19 protein-coding genes and 1 pseudogene are annotated in these 20,623 nt (G+C 67.4%); 7 read left to right on the top strand and 13 right to left on the bottom strand.

What is annotated here, in order from left to right; genetic code table 11:
- Positions 1–48 precede the first annotated feature (48 nt).
- From MKK55_RS18290 to MKK55_RS18260, 7 genes are all read right to left on the bottom strand, one after another.
- A complete protein-coding gene (locus tag MKK55_RS18290) occupies positions 49–642 on the bottom strand; it encodes a regulator (RefSeq protein ID WP_313898973.1) in 594 nt (197 codons plus the stop codon).
- A gap of 152 nt (positions 643–794) precedes the next feature.
- The gene (locus MKK55_RS18285) at positions 795–1,700 is read right to left on the bottom strand and encodes an SDR family oxidoreductase (RefSeq protein ID WP_243937014.1); all 906 of its coding nucleotides are present in this window, start codon (positions 1,698–1,700) and stop codon (positions 795–797) included.
- 184 nt (positions 1,701–1,884) lie between these two features.
- Positions 1,885–2,166 (bottom strand): hypothetical protein, encoded by a 282-nt coding sequence (locus tag MKK55_RS18280; RefSeq protein ID WP_243936987.1) that lies wholly within the window; start codon positions 2,164–2,166, stop codon positions 1,885–1,887.
- Positions 2,167–2,236: 70 nt separating this feature from the next.
- Positions 2,237–2,413, bottom strand: a complete 177-nt coding sequence (locus MKK55_RS18275) for a hypothetical protein (RefSeq protein WP_243936985.1) — start codon at positions 2,411–2,413, stop codon at positions 2,237–2,239.
- Positions 2,414–2,867: 454 nt separating this feature from the next.
- Positions 2,868–3,083, bottom strand: coding sequence for a hypothetical protein (locus tag MKK55_RS18270; RefSeq protein WP_243936984.1), 216 nt, complete (start codon positions 3,081–3,083; stop codon positions 2,868–2,870).
- 118 nt (positions 3,084–3,201) lie between these two features.
- Positions 3,202–6,339 (bottom strand): efflux RND transporter permease subunit, encoded by a 3,138-nt coding sequence (locus MKK55_RS18265; RefSeq protein WP_243936982.1) that lies wholly within the window; start codon positions 6,337–6,339, stop codon positions 3,202–3,204.
- Positions 6,340–6,346: 7 nt separating this feature from the next.
- The gene (locus tag MKK55_RS18260) at positions 6,347–7,747 is read right to left on the bottom strand and encodes an efflux RND transporter periplasmic adaptor subunit (RefSeq protein ID WP_409566084.1); all 1,401 of its coding nucleotides are present in this window, start codon (positions 7,745–7,747) and stop codon (positions 6,347–6,349) included.
- A gap of 153 nt (positions 7,748–7,900) precedes the next feature.
- Here MKK55_RS18260 and MKK55_RS18255 point away from each other — a divergent pair, with 153 nt between their 5' ends.
- The 6 genes from MKK55_RS18255 to MKK55_RS18230 all read left to right on the top strand — a co-directional run bounded on the left by MKK55_RS18255 (position 7,901) and on the right by MKK55_RS18230 (position 15,148).
- Positions 7,901–8,578 carry a response regulator transcription factor gene (locus MKK55_RS18255; RefSeq protein WP_243936980.1) on the top strand — a complete coding sequence of 226 codons (678 nt, stop codon included), beginning with the start codon at positions 7,901–7,903 and terminating at the stop codon, positions 8,576–8,578.
- The gene (locus MKK55_RS18250; protein WP_243936978.1) at positions 8,571–9,959 is read left to right on the top strand and encodes an ATP-binding protein; all 1,389 of its coding nucleotides are present in this window, start codon (positions 8,571–8,573) and stop codon (positions 9,957–9,959) included. The genes MKK55_RS18255 and MKK55_RS18250 overlap by 8 nt, the downstream gene beginning before the upstream one ends.
- Positions 9,960–10,514: 555 nt before the next feature.
- Entirely contained in the window at positions 10,515–12,827 is a 2,313-nt protein-coding gene (gene katG, locus MKK55_RS18245; protein WP_279593342.1) for a catalase/peroxidase HPI, read from the top strand.
- Positions 12,828–13,027: 200 nt separating this feature from the next.
- Positions 13,028–13,831, top strand: a complete 804-nt coding sequence (locus MKK55_RS18240) for a Dps family protein (RefSeq protein ID WP_243936976.1) — start codon at positions 13,028–13,030, stop codon at positions 13,829–13,831.
- 61 nt (positions 13,832–13,892) lie between these two features.
- Positions 13,893–14,447 carry a cytochrome b gene (locus tag MKK55_RS18235; protein WP_243936974.1) on the top strand — a complete coding sequence of 185 codons (555 nt, stop codon included), beginning with the start codon at positions 13,893–13,895 and terminating at the stop codon, positions 14,445–14,447.
- Positions 14,448–14,452: 5 nt separating this feature from the next.
- Positions 14,453–15,148, top strand: a complete 696-nt coding sequence (locus tag MKK55_RS18230) for a VIT family protein (protein WP_243937010.1) — start codon at positions 14,453–14,455, stop codon at positions 15,146–15,148.
- Positions 15,149–15,699: 551 nt separating this feature from the next.
- On the opposite strand, the gene MKK55_RS18225 is transcribed toward MKK55_RS18230, so the two are convergent.
- Together MKK55_RS18225 and MKK55_RS18220 are read right to left on the bottom strand one after the other, a co-directional pair.
- Positions 15,700–15,897, bottom strand: a complete 198-nt coding sequence (locus tag MKK55_RS18225) for a polyhydroxyalkanoate synthesis regulator DNA-binding domain-containing protein (protein WP_243936972.1) — start codon at positions 15,895–15,897, stop codon at positions 15,700–15,702.
- Positions 15,898–16,060: 163 nt separating this feature from the next.
- Positions 16,061–16,684 (bottom strand): 2,3-bisphosphoglycerate-dependent phosphoglycerate mutase, encoded by a 624-nt coding sequence (locus tag MKK55_RS18220; RefSeq protein WP_243936970.1) that lies wholly within the window; start codon positions 16,682–16,684, stop codon positions 16,061–16,063.
- A 140-nt stretch (positions 16,685–16,824) separates the two neighbouring features.
- On the opposite strand from MKK55_RS18220, the gene MKK55_RS18215 reads away from it, so the two are divergent.
- Positions 16,825–17,286, top strand: coding sequence for a hypothetical protein (locus MKK55_RS18215; RefSeq protein WP_243936968.1), 462 nt, complete (start codon positions 16,825–16,827; stop codon positions 17,284–17,286).
- On the opposite strand, the gene MKK55_RS18210 is transcribed toward MKK55_RS18215, so the two are convergent.
- The 4 genes and pseudogenes from MKK55_RS18210 to MKK55_RS18195 all read right to left on the bottom strand — a co-directional run.
- Complete coding sequence (locus tag MKK55_RS18210; RefSeq protein WP_243936966.1) at positions 17,262–18,587, bottom strand: MFS transporter; 1,326 nt, start codon at positions 18,585–18,587, stop codon at positions 17,262–17,264. The two genes, MKK55_RS18215 and MKK55_RS18210, sit on opposite strands and share 25 nt — an antisense overlap.
- Positions 18,588–18,597: 10 nt before the next feature.
- Positions 18,598–18,864, bottom strand: coding sequence for a metal-sensing transcriptional repressor (locus MKK55_RS18205; RefSeq protein ID WP_243936964.1), 267 nt, complete (start codon positions 18,862–18,864; stop codon positions 18,598–18,600).
- 48 nt (positions 18,865–18,912) lie between these two features.
- The gene (locus MKK55_RS18200; RefSeq protein WP_243936963.1) at positions 18,913–19,233 is read right to left on the bottom strand and encodes a hypothetical protein; all 321 of its coding nucleotides are present in this window, start codon (positions 19,231–19,233) and stop codon (positions 18,913–18,915) included.
- Between the two features lie 250 nt (positions 19,234–19,483).
- Positions 19,484–20,551 (bottom strand): annotated as a pseudogene (locus MKK55_RS18195) (efflux RND transporter permease subunit); the annotation flags it as partial.
- Between the last annotated feature and the right edge of the window lie 72 nt (positions 20,552–20,623).

The following is a 20,623-nucleotide window of genomic DNA, read 5'->3' as shown; positions in this document are numbered from 1 at the left end:
AGCCGGCCGGATGTCGAGGATGTATTCCGCATCCCCGGCGTCGCGAGATCACGCCGCCCTGGCGGTGACCTTATCGAAGGTGCCCGTCGCGATCTGGTCTTCGAGCTGCGCCTTGAAGTCCGCGATGCCGAGGACCTGGACGGGATTGCCCGCGTCGTCGAGGAACTCGTAGAGGGCGTCCTCAATGTTTCGGTTGCTGAAGAACACGATGGCGTCCTCCTCGCCGCCGCCTTCCAGATGCGGCTCGCCGTTCGCGACGCCGGAGACGTAGCTGCCCGTCGGGCGGGTCTCCTTGTGGGTCCCATCCTGCCGGTAGAACCGAAGCTCGCCTTGCATGACGAGCGTCACGTAAGGGCTCTTGTGCCGGTGCAGCATCACCCGCTGGTTCGCCGCGAACTTGAACACGACGTCAACGATGCGGTTTTCCTCGTCGACCTTGTAGACGAAGAACGCGATGTGAGGGAGCCAATCCAGGGTCCGCCACGTGATGTTCGTCTCGTCGAACATATGATCCGGCATTTCGTCATCTCCCGCTTTCCATCCGGCCGCTTCTGGGTGGCGCACGGCTTTCGGCCGCATCGGATGGTTCAAGTCGGGGGCAACGTCCCCCATGATGAATGGATGCGCTCCCATCCGGTCCATCGACTGGCCTAACTCCACGGACGATCCCGACGGGTCCGGCCTGCTCCCCTACCTCGCGGCGGGTGCAGGCCAGTCTGCCGTCGACCAGATCCTCGGCCTTCCGCTGAAGGCCCCCCGGCACCCCGTCCAGGCGGAGGTGCCGTCGATACGCATCATGCGGTGCCGTTTCCTCCGGTGGCGCCGTAGACCTCGCCTGTGACGAAGCTCGCCTCCTGGGAGGCCAGGAACACGTAGATCGGCGCCAGCTCGACCGGTTGGCCCGGGCGACCCAGGGGTACCTCGGAGCCGAATTTCTCGACCGCCTCCTGCGGCTGGCCGCCGGAGGGCTGCAGTGCGGTCCAGAACGGGCCGGGGGCGACGGCGTTCACGCGGATGCCCTTCGCGATGGCCTGCTTCGCCAACGCCTTCGAGAACGCGATGATGCCGGCCTTGGTGGTCGCGTAGTCGACCAGGATCTTGGGCGGGTTGTAGGCCACCACGGAGGCCGTGTTGATAATGGACGCGCCGGCCGGGAGCAGGGGCATCGCTGCCTTGGTGATCCAGAACATCGCGTAAAGGTTGGTCTTCAGCGTCAGGTCGAACTGCTCGTCCGTGATGTCGCCGATGTCCTTCTGATTGGTCTGCTTGCCGGCGTTGTTCACCAGGATATCGAGGCCGCCGAGTTCGACCACAGCCTTGTGGACAAGGGTCTCGCAGAACGCCTTGTCGGTGATATCGCCCGGCAGCAGGATCGCCTTGCGCCCTTCCGCCTCGATCAACTTGGCGACCTCCTGCGCGTCCGGCATCTCCGCCCCGACGAAACTCAGGGCGACGTCGGCACCCTCGCGTGCGAACGCGATGGCCGCGGCGCGCCCGATGCCGCTATCGGCGCCTGTCACCAAGGCCTTGCGACCTAAAAGGCGACCGTGCCCAACGTAGCTGGTCTCGCCATGGTCGGGCTTCGGGTCCATCGCCTCGGCAAGGCCCGGTGCCGCCTGCGGCTGCCGCTTGAACGGTGGCTGAGGGTACTGCGTACGAGGGTCTTGCATCGCGATGCGATGGTTCTGGGCGTCGGTCATTTCTGGAATCCTGTGAAGGCGACCTGACTTCGAAGCCGGTCGCGACGGGCAGCGTTCTCGCAGTGCCCGGACATGATCGAAAGCGTGCCCGTACAAAGCCTGTTCCCGTTACCGCTGCGTGGGCAATCGTCACCCCGGCCAGCTGTCGAGGCCAGGAGCCTCAGGGAAAACCGACGCCCCCCGGTCAGGGCCGCGCTTCCAGCAACACCACCTCGTCACCGTCCCATCGAACGAGGAAGCCTGCCTCGTCGGTCGCTTCCGATATGACCGCCTTCCAATCCGATGCAGGACGTTCGGCGGCCCGTTCGAAGACGAGGTCGCAAATTCTGGAGACCGCCCCGACCGAGGTCGCTCCGCGCCTGGCCCAGTGACGGTTCAGGGTCGCCGAGGCGACATCGTAAAGCTTGGCCTGCTCGGCCGCGGCGATGTCCAATCGCATGTCTTCGAGTTCGGCAGGACCGATCATCGCTGGGCATCCCCGTGTCGGTGAAACACCGATCCGAGGTTTTCCCCCGGACCGGACGGCCGGTGAGCGACTATGGCAGGGCGCCGATCATGCCCTTCGCCTCGGACATCGTATTCTCGCAGGCGCGCTGGTCGCCCCGGCGATCCTCGTCCGTTGCCCGGATGATGAGCGTCCGGGCGTTGACGACGTGGTCGGCCGTCGAGACGGTCTCGGGGTCGCTCGGCGCGTCGAGACGTACCGTGCCCACGCCCCGTGGCGACCCGGTCCGCAGCGTGTGCCCGGGCTGCAGGCCGGAAACCTGTATGGCTCCGGCGCTGTCGAGGCGTCGTTCGATGGTCCCAATCTGCTCGGCGCATGAGGACGCCAGCGCAGGGAGGGGAGCAGCGGCCAGGACGAGGGCCGCAAGGGCGGGATTTAGGCGCATCGGTATGACTTTCGGGGAGATGGCAGCATCACGGTTTCGCTCGGCGAGCGTTCGACCCGATGCCGTCCCTCACCCGTCGATGCGAGGGTAGCGCCCATTCAACGGGCCTCAGCGCGGAATGTTGCAGTGCAGCACGAATGGCTGGGCAGCTCCGTGTTCCGCCGAGACGCGCTTGCCCCCGCGCGCTGACGACGCGTTGGACGAGGATCGCGGCATCCGTACGAGAGGACTGACCGTCCGGGAGGTGAATGGCGCCGTCAGTCTGCCTGCTCTAGGACTACGGCTGGACGACCATCGGGAACTTGGCGGCCAAGGTCGCGCAGAGCGCATCGCGATTGCGGATGGCCTGCCATCGCTCAAATTCCGCCGCGCCCGAATGCATCGCCTCGGCGGCGGGGCGGCTGCCGATGGCATCGAAGCAGATACGTGCCCGATCCACGATTGCGGAGTTGTAGGCGGTGAAGCCACAGGCCGCCGACGCTCTGCGCAGCATCCCGTGCATCCTGAGGAATCCGGCGCATTCGAAGTCCGCGGCGGACGCAGATGGAATACCCGCAGCAAGGATTGGGACACCCAGGAAGGCGGTGGCCCTGATGGCGGCCCGGACGCCCCTAACCATCGACGCCCGCCCGCTGATCGCCTTTCATCCCCAGTCCGGATGGCTGGTCGTCGCGACGGCGCCAGGGGAGCCGCAGATGCGCCAGGTACGGATAGACGGCAGGCAGCACGATGAGGGTGAGTAGGGTCGCCGTGACGAGACCGCCGATCACCACCGTGGCCAGCGGGCGCTGCACCTCGGCGCCCGCGCTCGTTGAGAGGGCCATCGGCAGGAACCCGAGCGCCGCCACCAGTGCCGTCATGAGGACCGGGCGCAGGCGCATCTCGGCGGCCCGGGTCGCCGCCTCGCGGGCGTCGAGTCCGACGCGTTCGAGGTCGCGGATGTAGCTCGTCAGCACCACGCCGTTAAGGATGGCGATGCCGAAGGTGGCGATGAATCCGATCGCCGCCGAGATCGAAAACGGCAGCCCGCGCAGGTACAGGGCGACGATACCGCCGGTGGCGGCGATCGGCACGTTGAGGAAGATCAGCCCGGCGAGGCGGATGTCGCCGAACATCACCACGAGGAGCACCAGGATCGCCGCCATCGCGGCCGGGACCACCACGGAGAGCCGGCTCGTCGCCTCCTGCAGGTTCTGGAACTGCCCGCTCCATTGCAGCGAGTAGCGCGGCGGCAGGGTCACCTGGGCCTTGACCGCCGCTTGTGCGTCGCTGACGAAGCTCTGGACGTCGCGTCCGCGAACGTTGGCCTGAACCGAGATCCGGCGCTGGAGCTTCTCCCGGCTGATCTGGGCGGGCCCCGTCGCCACGTCGACGGAGGCGACGAGCGAGAGCGGAACCAGCGCCTTGCCGCTCCGTCCGACGGGCAAGTCGCGTATGCGCGCGATGTCGCTGCGGTCGGCGGACTTCAACCGGACCACGATGTCGGTGATGGAGTTGTCGTCGCCGTAGATCATTCCGGCGGTGCGGCCGCCGATGCTCTCGACCACATCGAGGATGTCGCTGACGTTAATGCCGTAGCGGGCGGCCGCCCCTCGGTCGACCTGGATGGACAGGGCCGGCATGCCGGCCTGCGCCTCGGCCTTCACGTCGGCCGCGCCCGAGACGCCGGAGACCGCCCGCACGATGGCGTCGGCCTTGTCCTTCAGCACCTTCAGGTCGTCGCCGTACAGGCTGATCGCGACGTCGCCGCGCACGCCTTCCAGCAGGTCGTCCATCCGCATCTGGATCGGCTGTGAGAACGCGTAGGAAACCCCCGGCACCTCCGCGCGCAGACGCTTGTCGAGGGCGGCGACGAGCCCCTCCTGGGTGGTCGCCGTCGTCCAGGTCGATGGGTCGGACAGGGTAATGAAGCTATCGGTGGACTCGACCCCCATCGGGTCTGTGGGGATCTCGGCGCTGCCGGTGAGCGAGACGACCCGCTTCACCTCGGGGAAGCTCTTCAGGGTCTGCTCGATGCGATGCATGACCTTGAGCGAGGCATCGAGGTTGATGCCCGGCAGCTTTTCCGACGTGATGACGATGGAGCCTTCCGAGAGCTTGGGCAGGAACTCGCCTCCAAGCCGGGTCGCCAGCCAGCAACTTCCGGCGAACAGCCCGAGGGTGACCAGGAGGGTGATCCCGGTGCGACGTTCGGCCAGCCGAAGGATGGGGGTGTAGGCGCTCCGCGCCCAGTGGACGACGCGGGTCTCGCGCTCGCCGATCCCGGGCCCGGCAAGCACGATGGCGGCGAGCGCCGGCATCAGGGTCATGGTCAGCACCAGCGACCCAGCCAGCGCCAGGATGACGGTGAGAGCCATCGGCCGGAACATCTTCCCCGCCACCCCTTCGAGGGCGAGAATGGGCAGGTAGACCATGATGATGATGGCCACCGCGAACAGGATCGGGCGCGCCACCTCGACGGTCGCCTTGCGGATCACCTCCTCGGCCGGACGCTCCGGGTGTTCGCCGCGGGCGCGCAGGACGTTCTCGATCATCACCACGGCGCCGTCGACGATGAGGCCGAAATCGATGGCGCCGAGGCTCATCAGGTTGCCCGAGAGCCCGAACAGCCGCATCCCGGCGAACGCCATCAACATGGACAAGGGGATCGCGGCCGCGACCACGAGGCCGGCCCGGAGGTTACCCAGCAGCAGGAGCAGCACGACGATGACGAGCACAGCCCCCTCCATGAGGTTGTGCTCGACGGTACGGATGGTTCGTGCCACGAGTGTGCTGCGGTCGTAGTAGGGGACGATCTCGACGCCCGGTGGGAGCTGCTGGCGCAGGGTCTCGATGGTCTGCTTCACGGCCACGACCACGGCGCTGGCGTTCTCGCCCTGCTGCATCATGGCGATGCCGACGACGGTCTCGCCCGCCGCATCGTGCGTCACGGCGCCGAGCCGCACCTTCGGGGCTTCCACCACCTCGCCCAGGGTGGCGACCGTCACCGGTACGCCGCCCGGCCCCGTCGTGACGACGATGTTGGCGAGATCCTTCGTGTCCTTGGCGAGCCCGAGGCCGCGGATGACCTCCTGCTGGTCGTTGTGCTCGATGTAGGCGCCGCCGCGCGCGGCGTTGTTCTCGGCAAGCGCCGTGTAGACCTGGGCCATGGTCACGCCGTAGCGATGCAGGCTCTCGGCGGCGATGCGGACCTCGTAGGTAGGCATCTGGCCACCGTAGATGTTCACGTCGGCGATGCCCGGGGTCAGCTTGAGCTTCGGTGCGATGGTCCACTGTAGGATGCGCTTCAGGGCCATCGGCGAGTAGCCCGGGCCACGCACCTCGAATTGGTAGATCTCGCCCAGCCCCGTCGCCATCGGCCCCATCTCGGGATCGCCGACGCCGGCCGGCATCATGGTCTTCGCCAGCGGCAGGCGCTGGAACACCTGGGACCGCGCCTCGGTGATCGACATGGAATCGTCGAAGGTGACGTAGACCGCCGAGACGCCGTAGCGTGAGGTCGAGCGTATCCCTGTGAGGCTTGGCGCCCCCGCCATCGCGTTCTCGACGGGGAAGCTGACGAGGCGCTCGACCTCCAGCGGCCCTAGGCCGGGCGAGAGGGTCAGGACCATCACCTGCTTGGGCGATACATCCGGCACCGCGTCGATGGACAGGCCTTCGAGGTTGACGATGCCGCCGATCGCACCGGCGAGCGCCAGGATCACGACGAGCCAGCGGCGGCGGATGAGGAGGGCGAACCAGGCGTTCATCGCGATCTCAATCCGTGGAACCGAGCAGGGCGCGCATCAGAATGGCCTTGAGGCCGAAGCTTCCTTGCGTCGCCACCGTCTCCCCCGCCGCCACGCCGGACGTCACCTCGACCCAGTCGGCGCGCTGCACCCCAAGGGTGAGGTCCCGCTTCTCGAAACGGTCGTCTCCCGTGCGCACGAAGGCGATGGGGCCGCCCTCGGTCTGCTGGATCGCGGCGGCCGGCATCGTGACCCCCTCACGCCCGAGATCGGCGGCGATCTCGACGGAGACGAACATGTTGGCGCGCAACGTTCCGTCCGGGTTGGCGATCTCGATGCGGGCCGGGGCGGTATTCGTCATCGCGTCGATGGCGGCATTCACTGAACGCACCCGGCCCTCGAAGCGGGGATGGGCCGTGACCGGGGCCTCGATGGTCGCCCGGTCGCCGGCTTTAACGGTCGCGATGTCGTGGCCGTAGAGATTGGCCAGAACCTGGATCTGCGAGGGGTCGGCCACCGTGAAGGCGTCGCGGTTGGTGTCGACCACCTCGCCCAGGGTGATACCGGCCATCGTCACGACACCGTTGATCGGCGAGACGATGGCGCTGATGCCCGGAGCCTCTCCGGGAGCCGGGGCGAGGCGCTCGTACTGCGCACGGTAGAGGTCGACCTGCGATTTGGCGGACAGGGTGGCCGCATGGGCTTTGGCGAGGTCGACCTGGCGACGGTCGACCTCGGCCTGGGCGACACCGCCGATCTTCACGAGGTCGCTGCCACGCTTCAAATTGGTCTCGGCGACCTTCTCCGTGGCCTGCGCCTCCCCGAGGCTGGCCTGCGCGGCGGCGAGGCCGTTGCGGGCATCGAGGACCCCGGCGGCGTCGAGCGTGGCCAGCGTCTGCCCGGCCTTCACCTGGTCCCCGGGCTGCACCGAGAGGGTGAGCACCCGACCCGAGGTCCGGGGCTTCAGGCGGGTGACCCGGCGCTCGTCGAAGGCGACCATGCCGGGCGTGCGTACGGGAAGGATGATCCGGCGGGTTTCGGATTGCCCGAACGTCAGTCCGAGGCGGCGTTGTCCGTCGGCATCGAGGGTAACGACGTTGTCCTCGGCAGGCTGCTCGGGAGCGTTCGTGCTCGATGCTGCGTCAGGTGCGGCCGCGGCCAACCCGATGAGGCCCAGCATGGGTTCGAGGTAGGGCTTGGCGGCCTCGCGATACCACCAGGCGGCCAGCGCGACCGCGATCAGACAGACGACCACCGCCAACAAGGAACGACGCCCGATCCTCGTGGGGGTCTGGCCGGATAGGGCGTATCCTCCGGATGCTGCCGTTGCCGTCGATCCCTCGGCGTCAAGGCGCTCGCGCACCTCGCCACGACCGGCGATCCCTACCTCGCCGTTCCCGGGCACGTCCGTCTCCGCCTCCAGCAACACGATGTCGTCCGTCAGTTAGATTAGATTTATTCTAGGACATAGAACGGGCCGCCACGCGCACCATTAAATTCGCGTTCACACTCGTGGTCACGGGACCGGTCCCGAACCACATCATACATCGGGACAGGGGCGTGAGCCTGGGAGTGGACCGGGTTGGCCAAGCTACTTCTGATCGAGGACGATGCCGCGACGGCGGAGGACGTCCTCGGCGACCTGCGCGGGCGTGGGCACGAGGTCGAATGGGCCGCCACGGGACCGGAAGGCGCGACCGCCGCCCGTTCCGGGTACTGGAGCGCCATCATCCTCGACCGGATGCTTCCCGGCTTGGACGGGCTCACCCTCCTGCGGGACCTCCGCGGCGCCGGTGACCGGACGCCGGCGTTGGTCCTGAGCGCGCTGGGCGACGTCGACGAACGCATCCGCGGCCTGCGCGCCGGCGGCGATGACTACCTCGGCAAGCCCTTCGTCCTCGCGGAACTCGCGGCCCGGATCGAGGCCCTGCTGCGGCGGCCGACCGACACCCGCGAGACGGTCCTCAGGGTGGGAACCCTAGAGATCGATCTTCTTGCCGGGACCGGGCGCCGGGGCCTGCGCGGCCTCGACCTGCTGCCGCGCGAACTCAAGCTCCTCGAATATCTCATGCGCCGCCCCGGTCAGGTCGTGACGCGGGCAATGATGTTCGAGGAGGTCTGGAACTACCGGTTCGCGCCCAAATCCAACCTGATCGACGTCCATGTCGGGCGCCTGCGCAAGAAGCTTGAGGACGAGGGCGAGCCGATCCTGATCCACAACGTCCGGGGAGAGGGCTTCACCCTAACCCCCGATGTCTAGGCTCACCCGCTCCTTCGCATTCCGCTGGGCGCTCGGCATCGCCCTTTGGTCGACCCTGCTGTCATTGGTCCTGTTCGCCTTCGTATACTGGCAGACCGCCGCGTTCATGCAGGACGAGCTTAACCAAGTGCTTCGCCACGAGGTCCGGTACGCCGCCCAAGACCCGGGGCAGGCGGCGAACCGCATCGAGACCTGGATCAGCGAGGACCTGCATAGCGTCCACTTCGCCGGCCTGTTCGGCGCCGATGGGGGCAAGCTCGCGGGCAACCTCGATGCGCGGCCGGCCGACCTGCCTCTTGACGGCGAGGTCCGCCGGATCGGTACCGAGGTCGCAATCGCGGGACGGCGCCTTCACGAGGATCTCTGGTCCGCGGCCGTGGCCCTGAGCGATGGCACGGTCGTGGTGGTGGCCCACGACACAGACGAGATCGACCGCGCCAAGGCCACGGTGATCCGGGCGCTCGGGCTTGCGCTGGGACCGACCCTGGCCTTTTCCATCCTCGGCGGAGTGCTACTCGCCGGGCGAGCCAAGCGCCGCTTGGCGTCCACGGAGGCGGCGGTCGCTCGGGTGATGCGCGGTGACCTGCGCCAGCGCTTGCCGGTCGGCGAGGCCGGGGACGAGTTCGACCGTCTCGCACGGGACGTCAACGGGATGCTCGACGAGATCGAGCGTCTGATGGAGGAAGTACGTGGCGTGGGTGACGCAGTGGCCCACGACCTTCGGACCCCACTCACGCGCCTCCGCCTGCGTTTGGAGCGCGGCCGCGACCAAGCTCGCGACATCGACGAACTTCGCGAGGCGGTTGACCAGGGTCTGGTCTGGATCGACCAGACCCTGGAGATGGTGACGGCGGTGTTGCGCATCGGCGAGATCGAGCACGGCCGCCGCTGCGCCGCCTTCGGTCCTGTCGATCTCGGTCTCGTGGTGGGCGAGGCGACGGAACTGTTCGAACCCCTGGCTGAAGAAAACGGGGTCGCCCTCAGCATCGACGTCGATAGAAGTGTCACCTTCATCGATGGCGACCGCAGCCTGATCTTCGAGGCGGTCTCGAACCTTCTCGACAACGCGATCAAGTTCACGCCGCCCGGGGGAAGCGTCCGGGTCGGTCTTCTCCGACGCGAGAGCGATGGCGATGTCGTGATATCCGTCGAGGATACGGGCCCCGGGATCGCCGCCGGCGAGCGTGACCAGATCTTCAAACGATTCTATCGCGCGGAACGCGCCCGACAGACGCAGGGCAACGGACTTGGCCTCGGCCTCGTCGCCGCCATCGCCAAGTTGCACGGGTTCTCGTTGGCCGTCGGCGACGGTCTTGCCGGGGGATGCCGTTTCGAAGTGGGATGCCCGACGGTGGAACGTCGTACGACCCTGGCGGGATGAACGCGTGCCCGGCTTGCGGGCGCGTGGAATGGCGGACGGCGTCATTGTTGGTGGAGCGAACCGGACAACGCCCATCGTCAAGGCCCCGACCGGAAAATGAACTTAATTTTAAGAATTGTTCTAATCTGCACTTCGGTGTGCAGTGTCGGCCATGATGTCGATACACCCTTGCGCGGTTAGAAGGTTGGCAGGCGCGGTCCTCGCCCTGGCGCCGATGACCGCGCCCGCTGCAGCGGAGTCCCCGCAAGTCCGTAAGGACGCTCCACTGTCATTCTCCGAACCGGTCGGCGTGCCTCACAAGCACTGCGCGGGCTCATGCATCAGCCGGGGGTCGCTGCAGTGGTATTGCAGGGTAGACCAGACATGCGCGTTGAATTGCTCGACCGCCCCGCCGGGCATGGAATGCCACGGTGGCGAGGACTGAGGTTCGACGGACCGATGCATCGAATGTCGGTCACGTCATATGCAGTCGCCTCGCCGAAGGCATAGGTAGGTTTACGTAAATATTTTGATGGTCCTGAGGCGACAAACTTCTCGCTTCGACTAATGCTCGATATGGAAAAGGAAGTGGCTTTGAATATCTCCGATAATAGCAAGTTGGACACCAAGTCCTTCGAGATGCAGGGCAAGTGCCCCTTCGGCGGCGACCGCATCGGCGGCGCGGTCGGCACCCCACCGGCACTCTCGGACTGGTACCCCAACCGACTGAAGGTCGAGCTGCTTCATCAGAACGGGCCCCAGGCGAACCCGCTCGGCGAGGACTTCGACTACAAGGCAGCCTTCGAGGCGCTGGACCTCGATGCCGTGAAGCGGGACATCAAGTCCTTTCTCACCAGCACGGTCGCATGGTGGCCGTCGGATTACGGCAATTATGGCCCGCAGATGATCCGCATGGCGTGGCACGCTGCCGGCACCTACCGCATCGCGGACGGGCGCGGCGGCGCCGGCGAGGCGCTCCAGCGCTTCGCGCCGATCAACAGCTGGTGGGACAACGGCAATACCGACAAGTCCCGGCGCCTGATCTGGCCGATCAAGCAGAAGTACGGCAGCGCCCTCTCCTGGGGTGACCTCATGGTCCTGACCGGTAACTGCGCCCTGGAGATCATGGGCTTCCCGACCTACGGCTTCGCCGGCGGCCGGCAGGACGCCTGGGAGGCCGATAACGCCACCTACTGGGGCCCCGAGATCTGGGACCCGACAGACGTCAAGTCGTTCGACAGCATGGTGACCCGGGACAAGCGTTGGCGCGGTCAGAACGGCGATGCGGACTACGACCTCGAAAATCCGCTGGCCGCCTCGCACCAAGCGCTGATCTACGTGAATCCCGAGGGTCCCTACGCCAACGGCGACCCGATGGGGTCGGCGCGCGACATCCGCACCACGTTCACCCGGATGGCGATGAACAACGAGGAGACCGTCGCCCTGATCGCCGGCGGGCATGCCTTCGGCAAGAGCCACGGCATGGTCTCGGCCGACGAGGTCGGCCCGCCGCCCGAGATCGCGCCGATGGAGGCGATGGGCCTTGGCTGGCACAACCCGAAGGGCACCGGCTTCGCCCAGTTCACGATGACCAACGGCATCGAGGGCAGCTGGACGCCGAACCCGACCCAGTGGGACAACGCCTACCTGGAAAACCTCTTCAAGTTCGAATGGGTGCAGACCAAGAGCCCGGCCGGTGCCTCGCAGTGGACTCCGGCCGATCCGGATGCGCCCAAGACCCCGGACGCGCACGTCCCGGGCCAGATGCACGGCCTGATGATGATGACCAGCGACATCGCCCTGAAGGTCGATCCCGAGTACCGCAAAGTCTGCGAGAAGTTCCTGCACGACTTCGACGCCTTCACGCTGGCGTTCTCGAAGGCGTGGTACAAACTGACCCATCGCGACATGGGCCCGAAGGAGCGCTATCTCGGGCCCGAGGTGAGGATCGAGGACGACCTGCTGTGGCAGGACCCGATCCCGCCGCGCGAGCACGGCCTGATCGACGACGCCGACGTCGCCGCGCTGAAGCAGGACATCCTGGCCACCGGCCAGTCGGTGTCCGACCTCGCGTTCACGGCCTTCTCGGCGGCCTCGACCTACCGGGATAGCGACAAGCGCGGCGGCGCCAACGGTGGACGCCTGGCGCTCGCCCCGCAGAAGGACTGGGCGATCAACCGGCGGACGGTGCCGGTGGTCGCGGCCCTCCGGCAGGTCGCCGATGCGTTCAACGGACGCGGCGGCGGCAGACGGGTCTCGCTGGCTGACCTCATCGTGCTCGGCGGCTGCGTCGCCATCGAGAAGGCGCTGGCGGATGCCGGACATGCCATCGCGGTTCCATTCACGCCGGGCCGTGTCGACACCCGTCAGGACCTGACCGACATCGAGATGTTCACGTGGCTGAAGCCCGTCGTCGACGGCTTTCGCAATTACGTGGCGGACGATTTTGCGGCGGTCACATCGGGTCGTGTCTCACCGGAAGAACTCTTCCTCGACAAGGCGTATCTCCTCTCCCTCACGGCGCCCGAGTGGGTCGCCCTCGTGGGTGGCCTGCGTGCGCTCGGAGCCAACCACGATGGCTCGAAGCACGGCATCTTCACCGACCGGGTCGGCGTCCTGTCGAACGACTTCTTCGTCAACCTGACGAGCGTCGACCTCGAATGGCGCAAGGCCGACGAGGCGGGCATGACCTTCGATCTGGTCGACCGCGCCGGCGGCGCGACGAAGTTCACCGCGACCCGGTGCGATCTCGTCTTCGGATCGAACTCGCAGCTCCGTTCGGTGGCCGAGGTCTATGCCGGCAGCGACGGCGGGGCGCGTTTCGCGAAGGACTTCGTCAGGGTCTGGAACAAGGTCATGATGCTGGATCGCTACGATGTCAGGTCCTGATCGACCCTTGCCGTAAAGGCACCGCGCGATGAGCCAAGGCCGGGGCATCCATTGCGGATGTCCCGGCCTTGGCATTTCCCAGGGCATCCGACGCAATCCTAAATTCGGTGTCATTTTCGAACGATTCTAATCTGTAGTCGTTCCTCAGGCACGCGTCGCCCATCCGGGTCATGCACGCTCCAAGGTCACATCTGAACCTCATGAAGAACGCACGCCTCCTATCGGCCATGCTCCTCCTCGGGACGGCACTGCCGCTTCCCGCCGTCGCCAACGGAACACCGACCGTCTCACCGTCGGTTCCGAGCGCGATGAAGGTCCTCTCGCGGATCGACCTGGCCCAGGCCGACCAGCCAACCGCCAAGAGCACCGACGACGTGCGCGGGGCCTCGCAGACCAAGACCACCAGTCCACAGCCTGTCGGCGCCTTCCCGACCAACGAGATGTCGGGGCTGCCGGTCATTGGCCTCGATGGCGACGCCGATGCGATCAAGAAGGATGTCGCAGCCCTCCAGCAGACGCTGACCGAGCTGCAGCAGCTCCAGCTCCAGACCAAGCAGGCCCACTGGAACGCCTCCGGCACGCTGTACTACCCGCTGCACCTGCTCCTGCAGGAGCACTACGAGGGCCTGTCCAAGTACGCCGACACCATCGCCGAGCGCCTGCTCGCCATCGGATCCTCGGCCGACGGCCGCGCCAACACCATCGTGAAGACCTCCGGCGTTCCGGAGATCCCCGGCGGCTTCCTCGACGACGCCCAGATCCTCGTGTGGTTCACCAACGCCTATAAGCGGGTGGGCGAGGAGGTGAACGCCGCCATCAAGGCGACGGAGCAGGTCGACCCGACGACCTCGAACCTGCTGCAGGAGGTCGAGCACGGGGTCGCCAAGTACCAGTGGCAGATGCGTGCCCAGCTCCAGCGCACGAAGACCGACCCGAACACGGGCTGGGACCTCAACGACAACAAGCCCGTCGACATCGCCCCGCAGGGCCCCTCGAAGCCCTGATGGATTACGGCCCGCCCTCGCCCGCCGCGGCGGGGGCGTGGTCTACTTGACCGGATACGACATGCCTTCACGCGAGACATCCTACGACGGCACCACCATCGCTTTGCACTGGCTCATGGCCGGGCTCGTTCTGGTCCTATGGCTCATTGGCACCTTCCTCGAAGACCTACTGCCGAAGGGCCCGCTACGCTCGGGAATCTGGTCAGCCCACTTCGTCCTCGGTTTCGTCTTCACCGGCGTCACCGTCGCGTTGCTGGCCTGGCGTTATACGAATGGCCGCCAGTTGCCAGTTGAGGATCCCGGTCCCCTGCATGTCCTCGCCAAGGCGACCCATGCCGCCCTGTACCTGCTGCTCTTCGCCATCGCCGGGCTCGGCATCGCCAACGCTTTCGTGCGGGGCGTCACGTTGATCGGACCGCTTTCGCTGCCGCAGCTCGGCGATCCGGAATGGCGCAAGCCGCTGACCCAGTGGCATGGGCTTGCCGCCAACGTCCTGATGGCCGTCGCCGGCTTCCATTCCGCGGCCGCGCTCATCCATCATTACCTTTGGCACGACGCCGTGCTGCGTCGCATCCTGCCGGGACGCGCGCCCTCCGCCCCATACGAGAGACCCTGACGATGATGCGTGCGACCCATCAGGAAAACCACCTCATCGACCGCATCGGCTGGCTGCGCGCCGCCGTGCTCGGCGCCAACGACGGCCTTGTTTCCACGGCCAGCCTGATCGTCGGCGTCGCCGCTTCCTCGGCAGCCTCCGGCGAGATCCTCGTCGCCGGCACGGCCGGGCTCGTGGCCGGTGCGATGTCGATGGCGGCCGGCGAGTACGTCTCGGTCAGCTCCCAGTCCGACACCGAACAGGCGGACCTCGCACGGGAGCGACGCGAGCTTGAAGAGGACCCTGTTGACGAGCGGGAGGAGCTCGCAGGCATCTATGTCGGGCGCGGCCTCGACCACGACCTCGCGCTGCAGGTGGCGGACCAACTCATGGCGAAGGATGCGCTCGGCGCCCACGCCCGTGATGAGCTCGGCATCTCGGAGTTCACTACCGCGCGTCCGATCCAGGCGGCGTTGACGTCGGCGGCGACGTTCTCCGCCGGAGCGGCCATGCCGTTGCTGGTGGCCGTGCTGTCGCCGGCCGATGTCGTCGTCTACGCGGTTTCGGGCGCCTCGCTGCTTTTCCTGGCCGTACTCGGCGCGCTCGGGGCCAAGGCCGGAGGCGCCGCCATTCCGCGTGCGACGGCACGGGTGGCGTTCTGGGGCGCGGCAGCGATGGCGGTCACCGCCGGCATCGGCCACCTCGTCGGCAAGGCTGTCTGAGCCGCCGATCGCCGGTCGCGGCCTAAAGGCGCCACCTGGCCAATGCCGAGCAGCAAGGCCCCGGCTGCGATGAACCCGATGCTACGTGCGCCGAGAAGCAACCGGCCGGCGACGATGAGAGCCATGTCGACGCCTGCCGTCCGGGGGCGTTCGAGGGCAGGTCGGTTATCGTTCGCGGCAATTCCGATGCGGGAGTCGTGACGCGCCGTCGTCACCTTGGCACGGATTGAAGGCGTCCGATCCTCGTTAGGCAGGTGACGGATCGCTCTCAAGGCAGCATCCGCTGCGGCGGACCGTGACGTCCCGACCATGCGACCCGCGACGAACGGAGCCACAGGCCTCCTACGGCGGCAGACGGCACCATGACCCTGGCGGGGGCCGCCTGCCGCTTCCTGGGGACATGGCGAGGAGCGCTCGGTTACTCCAGGGCCGGGGTCGGTCACCGCCGATCCGACGTCGTCAGCCATGATATTCGGCCTAGCGCATCGGCGCCGGCCCAGGTTTGCGGAGAGCCGCTCCAACCCTGCCGGAGACACGGGATCGTTCACTGGTCAGTGTATCGGGCGGCCCATGCAAGCGTCGGTCACGTCCTGCCCGGTCTCGACGTCCCGGACGGAAATGCGATGCCCCTCTGCCCTGAACCGATCGAGGTCCTCGGCCGAGACGTAGGTCTTGCGCTCGGGATCGTACAGGCGGGAGCCGGCGTAGCGCCTGAGCTGCAGGATGGATTGCGGTCTCTTTTTCGGCATCGCTTCCATGGGGCTGGCGTCGGCGCCGGCGCGACGCGTTTCTTACCTTGGAACGATTAAAGTCTGGGATTTGCGCATGCAATGATCGATCGGGCGTTGGTCCGGTCCGAACGCCGATGTTCGTGACCCTTGGCGGTGCCGCCTCGCGAGGCGTCGATGGACCTCATCCGATGGTCCTTCGCGACGCGATGGTTGTGTCCGGGGCGAACTCGTAGATCCGTATCGATCCGGTCGCGAGTTCGAGGCACTCGACGTCGTCCGGCCCAAGGCCTTCGAGCGCCAGCACCAGGGCCCGCAGGGCGTTGCCGTGGCCGACGACGAGCGTCGGAGCGCGCATAGCCGCCGGCTGGATGTGCCTCAGGTGGAAGGGTACGACCCGTGCGACGGTGTCTTTAAGGCTTTCGCCGTTCGGCGGCCGGCCCTCGTACGACCGACGCCAGTCCTCGACCCGCGCTGCCCCGAAGCGTCGGTAGGCGGTCGCTTTGTCGAGACCGCCGAGGTCGCCGTAGTCGCGTTCGTCCAGCGCCGCGTCCCGCCGGGGGACGAGTTCCGGCTGTCCGAGGGCATCGAGCGTCAATGCCATAGTGGTGACGGCCCGCGTCATGTTCGAGGTGAAGGCCGCATCGAAGCGATGCCCCTCATCCCTCAGGATCGTCCCGACCGTGCATGCCTCGCGCCGGCCGTCCTCGGTCAGGGGAGGATCGAGCCTGCCCGTGAAAAGCCCGTCCGCGTTGGCCTGGCTCTGGCCGTGCCGGACCAGGACGAGGCGTCGCGACGAAGGGATCATGGCTGGCAGCCCGGGTCCATCCTCGATCCGGTGAGCCCCGGATGCGGTCGACCGACGAACACGGGACGTCCTCCCCGAGAGTCGCGAGAGGTACCCGTAAATGAAAAGGGGCCCCGTGGGGCCCCGGTCGATCACATGCGATGATGCCGGTGGCCGTGCCGCATCATGTGGCCCCGGTGATGGTGGTGCCGCATCATGTGCCCACGATGATGGTGATGGCGCATGCCATGGCCGCGATGACCGTGCATGCCGTCCATCCGGACCTCAGTCACGGCGGTCGGGGCATCGACGGCACCGATCATGCCGGGGGCGGCCGAGGCGGGGGCGACCGAAGCAGCACCCAGGGTTGCCAGGATGGCAGCGGCGAAAAGGGATTTTCTCATGGGCTTCCTCAAGTCGTTGTCGGCAATGCGTCGAAAACGACGGCACCCGAGCCTTGGGAACGGCTCCGCTTCCAAGACCGTTCCGCGGGGTACGTTCTCCTCAATCTCGCGTGCCTAACGGAACATTCGAATTCCGTTGCGCTGGTCGGCCAGCCTCACTTTTCGACTCAGCTGGCAATAACATCGAACGGCACTCACCCCGCCCTGGCCGGCCACTGACGATGTAGATCGTCGATGACGAAGGCGTGGGCGTGACGGCGGCCTCCATGCAGGTGCGGGTGCCGGACGTCGAGGTCCGCGTGGGCGTGCTCGATCACGTCGGGGTCCGTTGCCGGCCATAGCCGGGCCGCCGTGGTGACGCCGGCAAGCGTCATTCCCCCGAGGATCGCCAGCGTGGATGGCATTCCCACGGACGGCCCCAGCCACCCGGCCAGCGGATAGGTGAGCAACCAGGCGGCATGGGACAGGGCGAACTGGGCGGCGAAGACGGCCGGCCGGTCCTCCGGGGTTGCCGAGCGGCGCAGGAGTCTGCCGGTGGGGGTCTGCACGGTGGAGTAGGCGATGCCGAGGATCAGCCATGTCCCGAGGAGAAGCGGCCAGCCGATGGTCCCGCCCCATGTCATGGCCGCGACACCCAGGAGAACCACGCCGAGCAGGGCTGCCGCCGGGATCATGATTGCGCGGTCCGATAGCCGGTAGAGCAGGCGCGGCAGCGTCAGGGCGGCGATCATGGAGCCGCCCCCGAACAGGCCGAGGGCGAGGGCCACGTCGGCCTGGGGTCGCTCCAGCAGGCCCTGCACGATCACCACGGTGTTGACGATGACCATCGCGCCGGCCGAGGCGACCGCGAGGTTCAGGGCGAGCAACCCGCGCAGGCGCGGCGTCGCGAGGTAGATCCTGAGGCCCCGCGTCGTGCGGTCGTAGACGCCGCCTTGCCGGTCGGACCCGGTGGCGGTCGGCAAGGTCACGGACACCACCAGGGTCGCTGAGCAGAGGAAGCCGACGACCGTGCCGCCGAACAGCGCGTTGTAGGGGACCACGGTCAGGAGAAGGGCCGCCAGGGTCGGGCTCAGCAGGTTCTCCAGGTCGTAGGCGAGGCGCGAGAGCGAGAGGGCGCGGGTGTAGTCCCGTTCGTCCGGCAGGATGTCCGGGATGCTGGCCTGGAAGGTCGGGGTGAACGCCGCCGAGGCCGATTGCAGGACGAAGATCAGGGCGTAGACCTGCCAGACCTGGTCGACGAAGGGCAGCGTCAGGGCGATGGCGGCGCGGACGAGGTCCGTGCCCACCAGGAATGCGCGTCGTGGCAACCGGCTCGTGAAGGCCTGGGCCACCGGGGCGACGAGGACGTAGGCCACCATCTTGATGGCCAGCGCCGTCCCGAGGACGGTGCCGGCGCGGTCACCCGCGATGCGGAATGCCAGAAGCCCGAGGGCGACCGTGAGCAGGCCCGTGCCGATCAGGGCGATGACCTGGGCCGCGAACAGGTGACGGTAGGTGCGATGGGCGAGGACGCTCAGCATCGGGAGCGCCTCACAGGTACTTCGCGAGCAGTTTGAACTCGGCGAGTGCGTCCTTGGTGGATTTGCCTCCGTGCCCGACGCCGTCCGCGAGGCAGTGCTCCATGTGGTCCTCGATGAGGACGCGCTTGGCGTTCGTGATGGCACTCTCGACCGCGTGCAGTTGCTGGGCGAGGTCCACGCAGGGGCGGCCCTCCTCGATCATCGCGATGACCCCGGCGAGGTGGCCGTGCGCGCGCTTCAGGCGCTTGACGATGTCCGGATGCGAGACGTGTTCCATCCCGAGATCCTATCCCCCCGGAGGGGATGCATCAATCGGCGTCGCTTGCTACGGCTGCGTGTCGTGGCCGGCCTGCGGCCCGTTTTCGCCGAGCAGGTCCGTGACGTGGGACTCGGCCGGATGGCCGGTGGCGGCACGATGCACCGCGGAGCATGCCGCAAACCCCGGACCCGAAACCGTCATGACCAACATGCGGGTGCTGTCGTCCCCCATGCGCATCGCCAGGGTGGTGCGCGCCTCCGGCCATTCCAGGGCGTTCGCGGCAGGTCCGATCCGGGGCTCGCCGTGGCGCCGCACGCCTTTCCGCCGCATCGCCTCCCGCGCCGACGCGGCGGCGACGTCGCCGAGCGGGCGCCCGACCCAGACCACTTGCTACAGGCCCTGGTCCCGGCAGACGACCAGGATGACCTGGTCGGTTTCGGTGCCCGAGGCGAGCGGCCGGTCGTGGAAGTAGAACAGTGCGGTCAGGTTCGCCTCGCGGTCGACCATGGACGGCGGCGCGATCCGGTCTACCGGTCCTCACGAGAGACCGAACGGTGCCTCGTCGCCCGAAGCGGCCGCCGGCATCGAAATGGCAGCCCATGTCGCGAGGGCGAGCGCTGGACGGCACGGCATCGGGCTACTCCGCCGCCTTGAGGTGCGCCGGGGCCTCCGCCACCCGGACCGGCGAACCGACCGTCGTCTTCCGGGCGAACCGGGCATAGAGGGCGGGGAGGATCACGAGCGTCAGGAGGGTCGCGCTGATGAGGCCGCCGATTACGACGGTCGCGAGCGGCCTCTGGATCTCGGCCCCCGTCTCGGTCGCCAGCGCCATCGGCACGAAGCCCAGCGACGCCACCAGGGCGGTCATCGCCACCGGCCGGAGCCGGGTCATCGCGCCTTCGAGGATCGCCTCGCTGCGCGGTTTCCCCTCCGCGATCAGCTGCTTAATGTAGGTTAGCATCACGAGTCCGTTTAGGACCGCTACCCCCTACAGGGCGATGAACCCGACCGCCGCCGGCACCGAGAACGGCATGCCCCGCAGCCATAGGGCGGCGATGCCGCCAGTGAGCGCCAGGGGAACGGCGCTGAACACCAGCAGCGCGTCGCGCGCCGAGTTCAGGGCCGAGAACAGCAGCAGGAAGATCAGGAAGAAGCACACCGGCACCACGACCATCAGGCGCTGCCGGGCCAAGGCCAGGTTCTCGAACTGCCCGCCCCAGGTCACGTAGTATCCGGCAGGAAGCTGGACGCCCGACGCGACCTTGGCCTGGGCCTCCGCCACGAGCGAGCCGATGTCGCGGCCGCGCACGTTGGCGGTGACCACGACCCGCCGGCGCCCGTTCTCGCGCGAGATCTGGTTCGGCCCCTCGGTGACAGAGAAGCTCGCGACCTGCTTCAGGAGCACCGAGGACGCCCGCCCGTTGACGCCCGGGGGCAGCGGCACGGGGATGTTCTCCAGGGCCTCGCGGTCCTCGCGCACCTTGTCGTTCAGGCGCACGACGATGGGGAAGCGCCGGTCGCCCTCGAACACCATGCCGGCCTCGCGCCCGCCGATGGCCGCGCCGATGACGTCCTGGATCGAGGACGTGCTCAAGCCGAGGCGCGCGGCCTCCGTCTTGTTGATCTTGATCTCCAGGAACGGCAGGCCGGCCGTCTGCTCGACCTTGACGTCGTCGGCGCCTTCGGTCCCGCGCAGTACAGATGCCCGCCATTGTGGACTTTAAGACCACGTCTAGCTGGTCTCGACGGGAATCTATGCCAAGGTCGAGGGAAGGCA

The organism is Methylobacterium sp. J-059 (assembly GCF_022829485.1).
GTDB lineage: Bacteria > Pseudomonadota > Alphaproteobacteria > Rhizobiales > Beijerinckiaceae > Methylobacterium.
The sequence above is the reverse complement of the archived record's forward strand: the minus strand, read 5'-3'. Positions and strand labels throughout refer to the sequence as shown.

Bases quoted from the DNA above. Each gene is read 5' to 3' on its own strand.
- MKK55_RS18290 (WP_313898973.1), bottom strand. From the start codon at position 642: ATGGACCGGATGGGAGCGCATCCATTCATCATGGGGGACGTTGCCCCC.
- MKK55_RS18285 (WP_243937014.1), bottom strand. From the start codon at position 1,700: ATGACCGACGCCCAGAACCATCGCATCGCGATGCAAGACCCTCGTACG.
- MKK55_RS18280 (WP_243936987.1), bottom strand. From the start codon at position 2,166: ATGATCGGTCCTGCCGAACTCGAAGACATGCGATTGGACATCGCCGCG.
- MKK55_RS18270 (WP_243936984.1), bottom strand. From the start codon at position 3,083: ATGCTGCGCAGAGCGTCGGCGGCCTGTGGCTTCACCGCCTACAACTCC.
- MKK55_RS18265 (WP_243936982.1), bottom strand. From the start codon at position 6,339: ATGAACGCCTGGTTCGCCCTCCTCATCCGCCGCCGCTGGCTCGTCGTG.
- MKK55_RS18250 (WP_243936978.1), top strand. From the start codon at position 8,571: ATGTCTAGGCTCACCCGCTCCTTCGCATTCCGCTGGGCGCTCGGCATC.
- katG (WP_279593342.1), top strand. From the start codon at position 10,515: ATGGAAAAGGAAGTGGCTTTGAATATCTCCGATAATAGCAAGTTGGAC.
- MKK55_RS18240 (WP_243936976.1), top strand. From the start codon at position 13,028: ATGAAGAACGCACGCCTCCTATCGGCCATGCTCCTCCTCGGGACGGCA.
- MKK55_RS18235 (WP_243936974.1), top strand. From the start codon at position 13,893: ATGCCTTCACGCGAGACATCCTACGACGGCACCACCATCGCTTTGCAC.
- MKK55_RS18230 (WP_243937010.1), top strand. From the start codon at position 14,453: ATGCGTGCGACCCATCAGGAAAACCACCTCATCGACCGCATCGGCTGG.
- MKK55_RS18225 (WP_243936972.1), bottom strand. From the start codon at position 15,897: ATGCCGAAAAAGAGACCGCAATCCATCCTGCAGCTCAGGCGCTACGCC.
- MKK55_RS18220 (WP_243936970.1), bottom strand. From the start codon at position 16,684: ATGATCCCTTCGTCGCGACGCCTCGTCCTGGTCCGGCACGGCCAGAGC.
- MKK55_RS18215 (WP_243936968.1), top strand. From the start codon at position 16,825: ATGATGCCGGTGGCCGTGCCGCATCATGTGGCCCCGGTGATGGTGGTG.
- MKK55_RS18210 (WP_243936966.1), bottom strand. From the start codon at position 18,587: ATGCTGAGCGTCCTCGCCCATCGCACCTACCGTCACCTGTTCGCGGCC.
- MKK55_RS18205 (WP_243936964.1), bottom strand. From the start codon at position 18,864: ATGGAACACGTCTCGCATCCGGACATCGTCAAGCGCCTGAAGCGCGCG.